The following is a 16,144-nucleotide window of genomic DNA, read 5'->3' on the forward strand; positions in this document are numbered from 1 at the left end:
CTGTTTCCGAATTGGAATGCAAAGATATAATTCGTTTCTTTGTGCTGCAAATTTTTTTTAAAAAATATTTTAATGGCGCATAAAGCAGGTTTTGTTAGTATAATAGGTAAACCAAATGTAGGTAAATCCACCCTCATGAATGTGCTTGTAGGCGAGCGACTTAGCATTATCACTCCTAAGGCACAAACCACAAGACACCGCATTCTAGGGATTGTAAATGAAGAAGAATATCAGATCGTTTTTTCTGATACTCCGGGTATAATTAAACCAAAATACAGTTTACAGGAGAGCATGATGAGCTTTGTTAACGGATCTTTAACTGATGCAGATGTGCTTTTGTTTGTAACCGATATCAATGAAGCGCACGATGAAGAGGATGTGCTGGAGAAAATCCTGAACCGGGATATTCCAACAATTGTACTGATTAATAAAATTGATAAAGCACTACAGGAACAGGTTGATGAGAAGATTGCTTACTGGCAGGAAAAGTTAAATCCAGTTGCTATTTACGCAATTTCAGCTTTACATAAACATAATGTAGACGGGTTGTTGGATCGTGTGCTCGAAATGTTGCCGGAACACCCACCATATTACGATAAAGAAGATTTAACCGACCGCTCTGAGCGTTTCTTTGTTTCGGAGATTATCCGCGAAAAAATCTTCCTTAATTACCAGAAAGAAATTCCTTACAGTACCGAAGTTATTGTAAAGAGTTTTAAAGAAGAGGAAATGAAAAATGGCAAAGGCGCCATGATCAGGATTACGGCAGAAATTATCGTAGAACGCGATTCGCAGAAGAACATTTTAATTGGTACTGGTGGAAGTATGCTGAAAAAGGTAGGTACTGAAGCACGTTTAGAGATTGAGAAATTTTTAGACAGTAAGGTTTTTCTGGAAATGTTTGTAAAAGTAATTCCCGACTGGAGAAGTAAAAAGAATTATTTAAAAAGCTTCGGTTACGATAATTAACTGTACCTTTGCAGCCCGAAATGAATCGGTTAGTAGTTGATAGTCAATGGCTGATAGCCAAATAGTTTTAGCAGCTTGCCTGAACACCACGACCATTAACTATAAGCCATTAACTATCAAAAGAACACTATGAGTAATATTATAGCCATCGTAGGCAGGCCAAACGTAGGCAAGAGCACCCTTTTTAATAGACTAACCGAAAGCCGTAAGGCAATTGTAGATGATATCAGCGGTGTAACCCGCGACAGGCATTATGGAGTAGGTGAGTGGACCGACAGACAATTTACCGTAATCGATACCGGTGGTTATGTAGCCAACTCAGAAGATGTTTACGAAGCTGCCATCCGCGAGCAGGTAATGATTGCTATCGAAGAGGCCAGTGTTTTAATCTTTATGGTGGATGTAACAACAGGCATTACCGATTTAGATGATGATATTGCCCAGGTATTGCGCAGAAGTAATAAGCCCGTTTATGTTTGTGCAAATAAGGTAGATAATACCGCTTTATATAACGAAATCCATACTTTTTATGGTTTTGGATTAGGAGAAGTATATCCTCTGTCATCAATGACTGGTTCCGGAACAGGAGAGTTATTGGATGAGGTGGTTAAAAATTTCGAAGATATTCCGGAAGAAGAAAACCAACTGCCTAAAATTACCATTGCTGGTCGCCCGAATGTGGGTAAATCTTCTTTGGTTAATGCATTAATTGGTAAAGAGCGTAATATCGTTACTGCAAATGCAGGTACAACCCGCGATTCAATTAAAATCCATTATAATCAATTCGGTCATGAGTTCATGCTGATCGATACTGCAGGATTACGGAAAAAAACAAAGGTTAAAGAAAATCTGGAGTTTTATTCCGTAATGCGTACTATCAAAGCTTTAGAAGAAGCTGACGTGGTGGTGTTAATGATCGACGCCGTAGAAGGAATTGAAAGTCAGGATATCAATATTTTCCACCTGGCCGAGAAGAACAAAAAAGGTATCGTAATTCTGGTAAACAAATGGGATTTAATTGAAAAAAATACCCAAACCATGAAAGCTTTCGAAGAGCAGATTCATGAGCGTATCCGTCCGTTTACTGATGTGCCGATCATTTTCACCTCTGTATTAAACAAGCAACGTATTTTTAAAGCAATAGAAGCGGCTTTAGAAGTTTATAAAAACCGGTGCAAGAAAATTCCTACATCTAAATTAAATGATGTAATGTTGCCACTGATCGAGAAATTCCCACCACCGGCATTAAAAGGAAAACACATTAAGATTAAATATATCACCCAGATTAATGCTACTTCGCCAATGTTTGCCTTTTTCTGCAACTTGCCACAGTACATTAAAGATCCGTATAAACGTTTCATCGAGAATAAATTAAGAGAAAACTTCGATTTTTCCGGTGCACCGATCCAGATTTATTTCAGACAGAAATAAGGTAAGGTTGAAGGTTTAAAGGTGGAGGGCGTAAGGTCGATATGCCTAAAAAACCAATCTATTAAAAACAGGGCTGCATTCCATAACAGCCCTGTTTTATTTTAATCGACCGTCATTTCGACCGTAGTGGAGAAATCTTTGAACTGTCCAATAACATAATTTAAAGATTTCTTCATTTCGCTGTACTCCATTCGAAAGGACGATCCTCCTTATCAGTGGTCAGAAAATACCCCTACCTTTGCTTCATGCAATTACAAGTACAAAATAGCCAGTCAGCTGACATCAATACCATTTTCGATTTTTACGATATGGCCATTGCCCATCAAAAGAAAGTATTTAATAAACACTGGCAGGGCTTTAGCAGAGAAATGGTACAAACCGAGATTGATGAAAGCCGTCAGTATAAAATCCTGGTAGATGGCGTTTTTGCCTGTGTTTTTGCTGTTACGTTTAACGATCCGTTGATCTGGGGAGAACGAGATCATGATGCGATATATATCCATAGAATTGTAACCAATCCTGAATTTAGAGGTTATTTTTTTGTGAAAGAAATCATCAAATGGGCTAAAGATTACGCAACAAAGAACGACATTAAATTTATCAGAATGGATACCTGGGCGGATAACGAAAAACTGCTCGATTATTATACGGGTTGTGGTTTTGATTATGTTGGGGTAGTAACTATGGAAAAAACCGACGGGCTACCAAAGCACTATGAGGGAATCAGCTTAAGTTTGTTTGAGATTGTGCTGTAGCGCATTTCAAAGGTGCATCAAGGTGGCTCGTAACGAAATTTATGCTGTGATAAAATCATCAATATCTAGCGAGACGCTAAGACTAGAGGGTAGTCGTCCTGCTGAACTTGTTTTATTAGTAGTATTTATGATTTTAAAGGCCTAATAGCTACTTCGTGGTCAGCATCTTTCATATAAAAATAACCTTGTTGGGTAGATCCTGAAATAAATTACCTTCGGTGAGCTCGCTCAAGGCTCGGTTTACTTCGTAGCTTTCCGCTTCGCTACAGGTCAGGATAACGGTAACTACGTAGATTTTTATTCAGACATATTTATAATCCGAGTTGGTAAAACTTATTTCAACTCAATCTTCCAGCTTAACATATCATCTACTTCTCCAATATGGATAAAGTTGTTTTTTTCTAAAATAGAATAAGAGGCTACATTGTCTTTTGTAGTGGCGGCATAAACCGATTTCACTTTAGGTTGTTCCTTTGCCCATTCGATGATTCTGCCCACAGCCTCTGTCATAAATCCCCGACCTCGAAATTCTTCGTAAGTACCGTAACCGATTTCGATTTCGCCATTTGGATCTGGCTCGCCAATAAAACAAATATCGCCTACCATTCTATGATCGGGTTTGGATATGATGGTCCATAAAGTATGGCATAGATAATCTTTATCCTTATCAAAAACATTAGGTAAAATCGTTTGTTCCAAAGCCTCTTGAAGCGAAGGAGAAATGTTTTTCTTGGTTGGTAGAAGGCCAAACTCTTGTTCTAAAGAATGATCATCTTTAATATATTTTAAAAGCTGATCGTGCGTTAATGGTTTTAAAATGAGGCGTTCTGTTTCTATCATGCTTGAGTTTGTTATATAGACTATATAAAACTTTGGGTTTTGAATAAGCAAAATTTTACAATAAGCTTTTATTGAAAAACGACGTCCTGGATTTTTTCAAATACCGAACATAATTAATAAACCTTTATTACCTGGCCCGATACAATGCCCAGCACACTTTTCTCATAAGCTTTAACCACTTTCTCCATGGCAACCGGAATTTCCCCGGGAAAAGAATCGAAATAAGCAGGAGAATCTTCAACTACGTTAGGACTAATAGCGTTGATACGAACTCCATTTTCAAGTTCTGGAGCAGCAGCCATAACAAATGCATTTAAACCTCCGTTTATGGTGCTCAGTGCTGATCCCGCAGCAACAGGATTTTCTGCCAATATTCCAGAAGTTAGTGTAAATGAACCGCCTTTATTAATGTAATGCTGACCGATAAGCACCAGGTTAACCTGACCCAATAGTTTATCCAGCAAGCCACCCTTAAATACTTCACCCGTCATCTGATTTACAGGCGCAAAGGGACCTTTACCGCTCGTACTGATCAGGGCATCGAAAGCCCCGATTTGCTCAAACATATTTTTAACCGATGTTTCACTGGTAATATCTACCTGGACATCGCCTTTAGTATTTCCTACACGGATGACCTCGTGTTTTGGTGCAAAACCTTCAGCCACCTTTCTGCCAAGTGTGCCTGTTGCACCAACAATTATTATTTTCATTTAAACCTCTTTAATATGGATATCACTAATATCGTTTTAAACATCAGAGTTTATCGAAATGTTTGTAGATCATCAATCCTGCAATACCATTTCGGCTTTAAGGTCGGTAATCAAGAGGTCGATATGCATTTGCGTAACATTTGGCATGCAGATGATATGCGAATTTCCCTGCTCTGCTGCTAGCTGCCATTTTTTGCAGATGCTGGCAGATGGTGTAGGAAAGTTTACAGTAATGGCATTCGCATTTCGCCATGCAGCAATACCTAGCGCTTTAAGTTTTTGTTCAGTATAAGCTGCAGTTGCTAGGCTGTGTATGGCTCTGCTCTTTAAACCCGCTATGCCCAAACGTTTAATGGTATGCCATAAAAATAGAGGGCTATGTCCATTTCTGGATCCCGTAATAGTGGTGTCAACACTTCCGATGTAAGCAACCGAACGGGCAATCCGATCACGGTTCGATTTTTTGGCCACCACGACCCCACAAGGCATGGGCGAGCCGAAAAACTTATGGCCGCTAATGGCAATGCTGTCGGCACCATCTTCAAAATCGAATGCTGGCCTTGGTTCAATCAGTGCGCTGTAGGTACCAGAAAGTGCCGCATCAGCGTGGATATAATAGTGTTGGATAGCCAGTTTTTTTAAGATGGCTTTAATTTTGGCCACATCATCACGTGCCTCGGTCATGGTAGTGCCAATATTGGCCATAATAATAACAGGCATGTGGCGGTTCATTCTAATGGTGTGCTCAAGGTCTTCGTAATCGATTTCTCCGTTGTCTTGCGTGCGGATAACGATGTTTGACATATTGAGTAAATGCAGGTTCTTTTGCACGCTATAATGTGTAGCTTCAGAATAATAAACCATTCCCTTTGGGTGTAACTCGCGGGCAAGGTACAAGCCATAGAGATTACCCTCTGAGCCACCATTCGTAACGTAACCCCACCAATTATCAGCTGGTGCGCGAAAAAGTTCGGCAAAAAACCGGACTACTTCTTTTTCCAGCTCCCGGGAGCCAACGCCATAGGTAGAAGTAACGAAAGGATCGCCCAGGTTGTTCATCGGGTATTTTAAAAAATCAGAAAGTGACTGGTAATCAAAATCTTTAGATACCGGATAACCTAAAAATAAATCGGTTTGCTCCTTAACCTTTTCTAAAAGGTTGTCCAATACTCGTTGATCTTTTGCTGCTAACCTCGCTTCCATAATATGATATGATTTGAAGACAAAATTAATCAAAACAAAATATAGTATTAGTTAATGTTTTTTAATTGAAATATTATGTTGTTTTATGCTGATTTTTCGAAATTTAAAATTTATTTAGCTGCTTGATTTAGCCTCAATAAAGTATAAAATATGGCTATTGAAGGTTAAGAAGTGCTTGTCTTACCGCATTGTCTGTCTGGTTTGCGGCCTTATAATAACCAACATCGCCCAGATAATAGCGACAAAGCAAAGCTTTAAGGTCATTTAAAATCACATTTTTCGAATTGTACAGTTGAAAACGATCTATTGCTATGTTTTTGCGTTGAAGAAATCCGATGAAGTCCTTAAAGTCGTTATCGTTTATGGTGAAGATATTGATATTCTGTTCTACAAAACTGGCACTGTACTTATTGGTGAGTACATTAAACACGTAGTCAGAAAGTATTTTCTTACTTACCAGATTACTGTAAAACTTATTATAGCCATTTGTATCTAATTTCACAAATATATCTGGCTGGATCCCGCCAATTCGTTTAACTTTTTTGTTAGGCTGAATATTTACACCTTCAGTTTTCTCAATAGAATCCTGGAAAGAGGTACGGTCTCCTGTGAGCTCTCCATCCGTCATCCGTTCGTCTAATTCATGTTTATAAGCATCATAACCTTTTTTGTATGATTTTTGGATACTCCGACCGGATGGCGTATAATATCTTGCAATGGTTAAGTTCAATGCAGAGCCATCGCCAAAAGCAAATTGCTCTTGTACCAGGCCTTTGCCAAAAGAGCGGCGGCCAACGATAATCCCACGTCCTAAATCCTGGATGGCTCCTGCTACAATTTCACTTGCTGAAGCAGTATTTTCATTAATCAGCACAGCCAACTTCCCATTTTGAAAAGACCCGGTACCAGTAGAAAAATAATCGGTGCGTGGCTCATGCTTGCCTTGTGTATACACAATGAGTTTGTTCTCGCCCAAAAACTGATCGGCGAGGCCCGTCGCCGCTGTAAAATAACCACCTCCATTATCGCGCAGGTCAAGAATCAGTTTTTTCATGCCCTTTGCTTTAAGATTATTGGCTGCAGCAGAAAAATCGTTATCCGTATTGGCGCCAAACTTACTTATCCGAACATAACCAGTTTCGTTGTTAATCATGTAGGCCGCATCAATACTGCTTACGTTTACCTTACCACGGGTAACCATAATGCGGTTACTTTGTGGCGCTCCCGGGTGTAAAAGCACTACACTCACGCCCGTACCGGATTTGCCTTTAAAACGACCTGTAAGTTGATCTTTGGGTAGGTTTCGGCCACTTACTACTGCAGTATCAATACTCAGGATCTTATCGCCCAATTTAATTCCCGCCTGGTATGCTGGTCCATCTTTAACCACACCGGTAACCATCATGGTATCGTTAAGCATGTAATATTCTATGCCTACACCTTCAAAATTTCCTTCCAGGTTATCAGTCATCTCTTGCGCATCAGTTGGTGGCAAGTAAACACTGTGTGGATCGAGTTGGTGTAAAACACTATCGATAGGTAAATTTTGAAGCGAATCGGTATTGATATCATCAACGTAATTGCCGTTGATGATGTGTAAGATTTCGTTTAATTTTTCGTCGCTGTTATTGGCTAGTTGAGGACTTCTTTTAACGCCAAAGCCTTGATCTTTAATGAATTTTATACCCAAAAACATACCTGCTATTAAAATAACAGAATAGCTTACAGCGATCAGTATGTTGTTACGGGTATTTTTTTTCATTGGCGTTATTGCAAATTTATGAAAATTAGCGAGTTGATATATTTTTTAACTGCATTTTCATGTCTTTTGTTTATAATATTTAACATTAATTAACGCAAAGAATAGAATGATTGAAATTTGTGAGCGATATTTTTGATTTTTTAGCGTAGAATTTAAAAAGAATTTACCGAATTTTATCAAAATTATATTTATGAACAGAGTTACCGAGCAAGAATCTAACTATAACCACATTGATCAGATGTCGGTGTTGGAAGTTTTGCAGGGCATTAATAACGAAGATAAAACTGTAGCTTTTGCAGTCGAAAAATCTTTGCCTCAGATCGAAAAATTAACATCGGCCGTTGCCGAAAGGATGAAAAGAGGTGGTCGTCTCTTTTACATCGGTGCAGGTACAAGTGGTCGTTTAGGTGTGGTAGATGCTTCAGAGTGCCCGCCTACTTACGGTGTTCCTTTTGATTGGGTTGTAGGAATTATTGCTGGTGGAGATACGGCCATTAGAAGAGCAGTAGAATTTGCTGAAGATGACGCCGGACAAGCCTGGAAAGATCTTCAGGAATTTGGGATTAATGAGAAAGATTGTTTGGTTGGTCTGGCGGCGTCAGGTACTACGCCTTATGTAATCGGTGGATTAAACACCGCACGTAAGTATGGCATTTTAACTGGCTGCATTGTTTGTAATGCAGGCGGACCTATTGCTGCAGAATCGGATTTTCCGGTTGAAGTGGTGGTTGGCCCTGAATTTATTACCGGCTCCACCCGCATGAAATCCGGTACGGCGCAGAAAATGGTATTAAATATGTTAAGCACTACTGTTATGGTTCAGCTGGGACGTGTAGTTGGCAATAAAATGGTCGATATGCAGTTAACTAACCATAAACTGGTCGATAGAGGTACACAAATGGTTGCCGATGAACTGAATATCGGTTATGATGAGGCGGCCGAATTGCTGAACCGTTATGGAAGTGTACGTAGAGCCGTGGAAGCAGGACACTAAGAAATGATAGAAGGATGGATTGAGTGAATGAAAGAATTAGTGATTGATAGCATGTAAGAGTAGCATTAATCATTCCCTCATTCAAAACTCGCTCATTCAATAATTAGAAAATATGCACGAAATTGAGCCTTATTACCAGTGGAGAGATGATTATATTTCGGCAGAAGATGAGCGTTCGCCATTTTATAATACCGAATATTCAGAACTTTACTTCGATAAGCAGATTTATAACTTTTTATTGCATCCGCAATGGGATGAGTTTGGTTCGAATACACTGTACATGAAGGTATTATATGCCGACTACGACAGAAGTTATGCCATTATCGAATTTATCGGCGAGTGGAACGATGCCATTAACAACGATATTATGCTGATGAAGCGCGATATTTTAGAGCTGATGATGGACGAAGGCATTAATAAGTTTATCCTGATAGGAGAAAATGTACTTAATTTTCACGCTTCAGATGATAGTTATTACGAAGAATGGTTTCAGGAAGTAGAAGATGGCTGGATTGTTGGGGTAAATTTTCAGGAGCATGTGATCAGCGAATTTCGCGATAATAGCATCGATTATTACATTAACTTTGGCGGTGCATTTGATAATCTGCCATGGCGTACATTAAAACCGTTACAATTCTTTAAAAAAGTTGAAGAACTGTTGACAAAAAGATTGAACTAAAATATTATCTTTATCTTACGAGATAATTTAAAGAAAGAGATTAACAAGGCAAAGCTTAATCATTAATAATTATGAATATTTCAGTAACTCAGTTATATGCACTTTTAAGCGAAAAGCTAGATAAGGATGTTGCCGAAAATTTAACAAGTTATATTGAGTCTAAAGTTGATAAAACAGTTGTAGATAAAACTGCACATTTAGCCTCAAAAGAAGATTTGGCAAATACAAAAACAGACATGATAAAATGGTTTGTTGGGTTATTCATAGCTTTAGCATTAATGATAATCGGACTTTATTTCAAATAAAAACTAATAAATACACAAAAAATTAAATGGAACAACAAAATTATCAATATCAGGACAACAGTGTTTTCGTTCAGGAACGATCTGTTTCTAAAAAATTCTTTGCCAACGTTTTCTTATGGATGTTTGTGGCGTTAAGTTTATCGACAGTGGCAGCGTATTTATTTGGTACTAATGAGCAATTGATGCAATACCTTTTAAATATTAATCCCTCAACTGGAAAAGTGAGCATGTCGATTTTCGGTTATATAGCGATGTTTGCACCACTCGGATTGGTTTTATTAATGGGATTCGGTTTAAGCAGATTATCATTGCCAGCATTAATTGGCGTTTTTGTACTTTATTCAGTATTAACTGGAGTGAGTTTAAGTTTTATCTTGTTAACTTATACTTCAGGCTCAGTGGTGAGTTGTTTTGCTGGAGCTGCCGGAATATTTGGAATTATGGCATTTATGGGTTATACAACCAATATCGATCTAAGTAAATTTGGGCCAATTTTAATGGTTGGCGTAATTGGTTTAGTGATTGCCAGTGTAATAAATATGTTTGTTCAAAGCGAACAGTTCAGTTTGTTTATGGCATTCATTGGTATTGCCATATTTACGGCATTAACGGCTTACGATGTGCAAAAAATAAAAAGAATTGGCGAAGGGATCGAAGCTAGCGGCGAACAGGTTCTTCAGATTGAATCTAAAAAAATGGCTATTGTAGCTGCACTGTCCTTATACTTAGATTTCTTAAATATCTTCCTTTTCTTATTACGCATTTTCGGAAGCAGAAAGTAATGAATAAGTTTGTCGCAGTTGTTAGCTTCATCTTAATTGGCGCTTGTATACAGGCGATAACTAAATCTTTTATAACCGAAAATATCTATATTGTAAGTTCCGTAGGTGGAATTTGGTTGGCGTATATAGTAATTTTGTATAATAAAAAATATGGAAAAAAGGTAGTCTGCTGATTTTAAAAACAGAACAATATTCTTAAGGCTGCGCAGTTTTGCGTGGCCTTTGTAATTTTATTTGGTTGCAAGGCGATAAATTTTGGAATTGATGTTGCTTTGTTGCATTTTTGTATGCTTATTAAGAAAGACGGAGGGATTAGACCCAACGAAGTCTTAGCAACCTGTAACCTACAAGGTGCTAAATTCTATTCTGCAAATAGCGGAAACAGATAAGTTTAGGATTACGATTCACGTACCAACTTTTTAGATAAGCCTTTTAGGATGTAATAATGTATAATGGAGGATGTATGATGTGTCTTGCCATTTTCCATTTTCCATCCCACATTTTACACAACAAATGGGTATAAGAGAAGAATTAGAGAAACGTATTTTGGTGATTGATGGTGCAATGGGTACCATGATTCAGCGATATACCTTAACCGAAGAAGATTTTAGAGGGGAGCGATTTAAAAACCATCCCTGTGATGTAAAAGGCAACAACGATTTGCTCAACATCACACGTCCGGATATTATAAAAACAATACACCTGGAATACCTGGCGGCCGGTGCCGATATCATCGAAACCAATACGTTCAGTACCCAGCGCATTTCGATGGCCGATTACCAGATGGAAGACCTTTCTTACGAAATGAGTTTCGAAGGGGCACGGGTGGCAAAAGAAGCTGTAAATGAATTTATGGCTGCAAACCCCGGTCGCAAGTGTTTTGTGGCTGGTGCTATTGGCCCAACTAACCGTACCCTTTCCATGTCGCCGAATGTAAACGACCCTGGTTTTAGGGCGGTTTATTTTGATGAACTGGAAGCTGCTTATTATGAGCAGGTACGGGGTTTGGTAGATGGTGGTTCTGATGTATTATTAATCGAAACTATTTTCGATACTTTAAATGCTAAAGTGGCTATTGTAGCCATAAAAAAATACGAAGAGGTAATTGGCCGTAAACTGGAGATCATGATTTCTGGTACTATTACCGATGCTTCCGGCAGAACACTTTCGGGGCAAACTGCCGAAGCTTTTCTGAACTCTGTAATGCACGCAAAACCATTAAGTATCGGTTTTAACTGTGCTTTAGGTGCAAAAGAAATGCGTCCGCATATTGAGGAGCTTGCTGCAAAAGCAGGTTGTTACGTTTCGGCCTATCCAAATGCAGGATTACCAAATGAGTTTGGTGCTTATGATGAGCAACCACACGAAACCGCACATTTGGTTGACGATTTTATTGCCTCTGGCTTTGTGAATATTGTGGGCGGTTGTTGTGGTACTACGCCGGAACATATTGGTTGCATTGCCAAAAATGCCAGAAAAGCTGAACCCCGCAAAATTCCGGTGCTCGAGCCTTATATGCGTTTAAGCGGATTGGAACCTGTAACCATCACTCCGGATAGTATTTTTGTCAATATTGGTGAAAGAACCAATATTACCGGATCTCCAAAATTCTCCAAACTGATTTTGGGTGGCGATTATGAAGCTGCATTAGCTGTTGCTTTGCAACAGGTTGAAGGCGGTGCACAGGTAATTGATGTGAACATGGATGAGGGGATGTTGGATTCGGAAGCAGCAATGACCAAATTTTTAAACCTCATCGCCTCTGAACCCGATATTGCCAAATTGCCTATCATGGTCGATTCATCGAAATGGTCGGTTATCGAAAATGGCTTAAAATGTTTGCAGGGAAAAGGAATTGTAAACTCGATTTCCTTAAAAGAAGGGGAAGATAAATTCCGCGAAAGTGCCCGCAAAATTATGCAATATGGTGCTGCTGTTGTGGTAATGGCTTTTGATGAGCAGGGGCAGGCCGATAATTACGAGCGTAGAAAGGAAATCTGTAAAAGGAGTTATGATATTCTGGTACACGAAATTGGTTTCCCGCCAGAGGATATTATTTTCGATCCAAATATCTTAACCGTTGCAACCGGATTGGAAGAGCATAATAATTATGCCGTCGATTTTATAAATGCCACCCGCTGGATCAAAGAAAACCTGCCTTATGCCAAAGTGAGTGGTGGGGTTTCGAACATCTCATTCTCTTTCAGGGGAAATAATACTGTTCGCGAAGCGATGCACTCCGCATTTCTTTATCACGCCATTCAGGCAGGTTTAGATATGGGGATCGTTAACGCAGGGATGCTGGAGGTCTATCAGGAAATTCCGCCAGAACTATTAGAGAGGGTAGAAGACGTACTCTTGAACCGAAGGGAAGATGCGACAGAACGTTTGGTAGAATATGCCGATACCGTAAAATCAAAAGGTAAAGAGGTGGTTAAAGATGAAGAGTGGAGAAAAGGTTCTGTTGAAGAAAGATTATCTCATTCTTTAGTAAAGGGAATTGTGGAATACCTGGATGATGATGTGGAAGAAGCCAGACAAAAATATGCCCGCCCGATTCAGGTAATTGAAGGGCCATTGATGGATGGAATGAACATTGTCGGGGACCTTTTTGGTGCCGGAAAAATGTTCTTGCCCCAGGTGGTAAAATCGGCAAGGGTAATGAAAAAAGCGGTAGCCTATCTGTTACCATTTATTGAGCAGGAGAAACTGGATAATCCTGACCAGGATCAGAATTCGTCGGCAGGAAGGGTGTTAATGGCCACTGTAAAAGGCGATGTGCACGATATTGGTAAAAATATTGTAGGCGTAGTATTGGCTTGCAATAACTTCGAAATTGTAGACATGGGCGTAATGGTTCCGGCACAGGAAATCATCAAAAAAGCCAAAGAAATAAATGCTGATATTATTGGTTTAAGTGGTTTAATTACACCGTCTCTGGATGAAATGGTTCACTTTGCCAAAGAAATGGAGCGTGAAGGTTTTACCATTCCATTAATAATAGGTGGCGCAACAACTTCCAGGATCCATGCAGCCGTAAAAGTAGCGCCGAATTATTCAGGTCCTGCTATTCACGTATTAGATGCTTCTAGAAGTGTTACCGTTTGCAGTACCTTGATGAATCCTGAAACGAGAGATGACTATATCGCAGGCATCAGGGCTGAATATGACAAAGCCCGCGAAGCGCATTTAAATAAGCGTTCTGATAAACGTTTTAAAACGTTGGAAGAAGCTCGCGAAAATAAATTTAAGATCGATTTTCAACCCAACCTACCTGTTCCCGAATTTACAGGTACCAGGGTTTTCGATAATTACCCATTAGAGGAACTGGTTCCCTATATTGATTGGACGCCATTTTTTCATACCTGGGAGCTCCGTGGAAGTTACCCGAAAATTTTTGACGATAAAAATGTAGGCGACGAAGCAAAGAAACTTTTTGATGATGCACAGGCCTTATTAAAACGTATTCTCGACGAAAAACTGCTAACAGCAAGAGCTGTAATTGGTTTCTGGCCGGCAAATGCGGTGGGAGACGATATTCAGTTGACAGTTGCCAGTGATCAGTTATCAAATGACTCCAAACTGGTAACTATCTACACCCTCCGCCAGCAGGCCGAAAAAGTAGATGGACAGCCTTATTATGCGTTATCTGATTTTATTGCACCGAAAGAAAGTGGTATTCAGGATTATTTTGGTGGTTTTGCCGTAACTGCTGGTATCGGGATTGATGAACTGGTGAATGAGTTTGAATCTAATTACGATGATTATAACAGCATCATGGCCAAAGCACTGGCCGATCGTTTGGCGGAAGCCTTTGCCGAGCGCATGCACGAACGTGTACGTAAAGAATATTGGGGTTATGCACAGGATGAAAATCTGAGTAATCAGGAACTGATCAAGGAAGAATATGCCGGTATCCGTCCGGCACCAGGTTATCCTGCTTGTCCGGAACATACTGAAAAAGGTACTTTATTCCAATTGCTTGATGCGGAGAATAAAATAGGGTTGCACTTAACAGAAAGTTATGCCATGTATCCAACAGCGGCGGTAAGTGGGTTTTATTTCGCGCATCCCGAATCGAGGTATTTTGGATTGGGAAAAATTACCAAAGACCAGATTGAAGATTACGCCATCAGGAAAAATATGCCAATTGAAGAAGTGGAGCGGTGGTTAAGTCCGAATTTAGCATATTAACCCCCGGCCCCTTAAGGGGAGGGAATTGCATACAAATTAAAATTTAAGGCCCCTTAAGGGGTTGGGTTATGAAGATTACAGACCATATAAAAAACGCGAAGGGTAAAACCTTATTTTCTTTTGAGCTATTACCGCCTATTAAAGGGCAAAGTATCCAATGGATTTATGATGCCATAGAGCCACTATTGGAGTTCAATCCCCCTTTTATTGATGTAACTTCGCTCCGCGAAGACTACATTTATAAAGAACAGGAAAATGGCTTGCTGCAAAAGGTATCTTACCGCAAGCGCCCTGGTACCATTGCCATCTGTGCAGCCATTATTCATAAATATAAAGTTGACGCCGTTCCGCATCTCATTTGCGGTGGATTTACCAAAGAAGAAACCGAAAATGCATTGATCGACCTACAGTTTTTAGGGATCGATAATGTTTTGGCTTTGCGTGGAGATGCACGTAAGGCAGATGGGAATTTTGTACCAACTCCTGGTGGACACTGTTATGCTACAGATTTAATCGAGCACATCAAGAACCATAACGATGGTAAATTTCTCCACGAAGATGTCGAAACCTTTAAAAGCGATTTCTGTATCGGCGTAGCTGGTTATCCTGAAAAACACTTCGAAGCACCTAACATGAATACCGATTTCAAATATCTGAAAAAGAAAGTTGAAGCGGGAGCAGAGTTTATCGTAACACAGATGTTCTTCGACAACCAGAAGTATTTCGATTTTGTAAAGAAATGCAGGGAAAACGATATCAATATTCCAATTATACCAGGTTTGAAACCTATAAGTACCTTATCGCAGTTAAATGTATTACCGAAGATTTTTCACATAGATTTACCTGATGAATTGACGGATGCGCTATCTCACGCTAAAAACAATAACGAGGCTAAAGAAATTGGTACAGAAGCGATGATCAAACAATGTAAAGAACTGATCGATTTTGGCGCCCCTGTATTACACTTTTATACCATGGGCCGCCCTGAACAAACTAAAAAGATTGCTAAAGCTATTTTTTAGTAAAAAGACCTCGCAGGTTTCAAAAAACTGCGAGGTCTGATCCAAACCATTATTGGAAAAGCTCCTTGCTTTCATAAACTTGCGCATAGCATCTGCCCAATATTTCAAATTCTTACAGAACTTTAACCTTAATTTTGTTGTTTTAATATTGTAGCAATTATATTTGTAACAATGAAATTAGAGGGCCTTAAATATATATTGATTGCCTGCATTGCACTAACTTTTGTCTTAAAAGTGAGTCGTGTGGTTTCGTATTTAAGCTATTCTACAGATAATGTTGAGGTTCTATCTACAAGTGATGATGCAACAGAGAAAGAAGAAAAGAAAATAGAAACCGAATATGCAATACAGGAAACCATGTTTCATGGGAAAATGTATTTTCCGCTTCAAACTTCAAAAAAGGTGATTGTTCCTGATTGTTCTCTTCAATTGGCATACTTCCCTGAAGTTTTAACTCCACCACCCTCCATTTAAACATATTTCTGTGTTTAATTTTCT

14 protein-coding genes and 1 riboswitch are annotated in these 16,144 nt (G+C 39.2%); of the genes, 10 read left to right on the forward strand and 4 right to left on the reverse strand.

The window, feature by feature from the left end; all coding sequences use genetic code 11:
- The first annotated feature begins 72 nt into the window (after positions 1–72).
- The 3 genes from era to FFJ24_RS23995 all read left to right on the forward strand — a co-directional run bounded on the left by era (position 73) and on the right by FFJ24_RS23995 (position 3,155).
- Positions 73–969, forward strand: a complete 897-nt coding sequence (gene era, locus FFJ24_RS23985; protein ID WP_138819628.1) for a GTPase Era — start codon at positions 73–75, stop codon at positions 967–969.
- A gap of 129 nt (positions 970–1,098) precedes the next feature.
- Entirely contained in the window at positions 1,099–2,400 is a 1,302-nt protein-coding gene (gene der, locus FFJ24_RS23990; protein WP_138819629.1) for a ribosome biogenesis GTPase Der, read from the forward strand.
- Between the two features lie 245 nt (positions 2,401–2,645).
- Positions 2,646–3,155 carry an N-acetyltransferase gene (locus FFJ24_RS23995; RefSeq protein ID WP_138819630.1) on the forward strand — a complete coding sequence of 170 codons (510 nt, stop codon included), beginning with the start codon at positions 2,646–2,648 and terminating at the stop codon, positions 3,153–3,155.
- A gap of 333 nt (positions 3,156–3,488) precedes the next feature.
- Here FFJ24_RS23995 and FFJ24_RS24000 read toward each other — a convergent pair whose 3' ends face one another.
- The 4 genes from FFJ24_RS24000 to FFJ24_RS24015 form a co-directional block, all read right to left on the reverse strand.
- A complete protein-coding gene (locus FFJ24_RS24000) occupies positions 3,489–3,995 on the reverse strand; it encodes a GNAT family N-acetyltransferase (protein ID WP_138819631.1) in 507 nt (168 codons plus the stop codon).
- A gap of 113 nt (positions 3,996–4,108) precedes the next feature.
- Complete coding sequence (locus FFJ24_RS24005) at positions 4,109–4,705, reverse strand: short chain dehydrogenase (protein WP_138819632.1); 597 nt, start codon at positions 4,703–4,705, stop codon at positions 4,109–4,111.
- Between the two features lie 72 nt (positions 4,706–4,777).
- On the reverse strand, positions 4,778–5,908 hold the full coding sequence (locus FFJ24_RS24010; protein WP_138819633.1) for a histidine decarboxylase: 1,131 nt from the start codon (positions 5,906–5,908) through the stop codon (positions 4,778–4,780).
- 154 nt (positions 5,909–6,062) lie between these two features.
- Positions 6,063–7,670 (reverse strand): S41 family peptidase, encoded by a 1,608-nt coding sequence (locus FFJ24_RS24015; RefSeq protein WP_138819634.1) that lies wholly within the window; start codon positions 7,668–7,670, stop codon positions 6,063–6,065.
- Positions 7,671–7,860: 190 nt separating this feature from the next.
- Between FFJ24_RS24015 and murQ the strand changes: the two genes are divergently transcribed.
- From murQ to FFJ24_RS24050, 7 genes are all read left to right on the forward strand, one after another.
- A complete protein-coding gene (murQ, locus tag FFJ24_RS24020; protein ID WP_138819635.1) occupies positions 7,861–8,664 on the forward strand; it encodes an N-acetylmuramic acid 6-phosphate etherase in 804 nt (267 codons plus the stop codon).
- A 112-nt stretch (positions 8,665–8,776) separates the two neighbouring features.
- Positions 8,777–9,343 carry a hypothetical protein gene (locus tag FFJ24_RS24025; RefSeq protein ID WP_138819636.1) on the forward strand — a complete coding sequence of 189 codons (567 nt, stop codon included), beginning with the start codon at positions 8,777–8,779 and terminating at the stop codon, positions 9,341–9,343.
- A 71-nt stretch (positions 9,344–9,414) separates the two neighbouring features.
- Positions 9,415–9,648: a hypothetical protein gene (locus tag FFJ24_RS24030; RefSeq protein ID WP_138819637.1), complete on the forward strand. Its 234-nt coding sequence runs from the start codon at positions 9,415–9,417 to the stop codon at positions 9,646–9,648.
- A 26-nt stretch (positions 9,649–9,674) separates the two neighbouring features.
- Positions 9,675–10,430, forward strand: coding sequence for a Bax inhibitor-1/YccA family protein (locus FFJ24_RS24035; RefSeq protein ID WP_138819638.1), 756 nt, complete (start codon positions 9,675–9,677; stop codon positions 10,428–10,430).
- A gap of 288 nt (positions 10,431–10,718) precedes the next feature.
- A riboswitch (SAM riboswitch) is annotated at positions 10,719–10,822 on the forward strand.
- Positions 10,823–10,943: 121 nt separating this feature from the next.
- A complete protein-coding gene (gene metH / locus FFJ24_RS24040; RefSeq protein WP_138819639.1) occupies positions 10,944–14,624 on the forward strand; it encodes a methionine synthase in 3,681 nt (1,226 codons plus the stop codon).
- 68 nt (positions 14,625–14,692) lie between these two features.
- Positions 14,693–15,646 (forward strand): methylenetetrahydrofolate reductase [NAD(P)H], encoded by a 954-nt coding sequence (gene metF, locus FFJ24_RS24045; RefSeq protein WP_138819640.1) that lies wholly within the window; start codon positions 14,693–14,695, stop codon positions 15,644–15,646.
- Positions 15,647–15,817: 171 nt separating this feature from the next.
- A complete protein-coding gene (locus FFJ24_RS24050; protein ID WP_138819641.1) occupies positions 15,818–16,120 on the forward strand; it encodes a hypothetical protein in 303 nt (100 codons plus the stop codon).
- Positions 16,121–16,144 lie beyond the last annotated feature (24 nt).

Source organism: Pedobacter sp. KBS0701, from assembly GCF_005938645.2.
Taxonomy (GTDB): domain Bacteria; phylum Bacteroidota; class Bacteroidia; order Sphingobacteriales; family Sphingobacteriaceae; genus Pedobacter.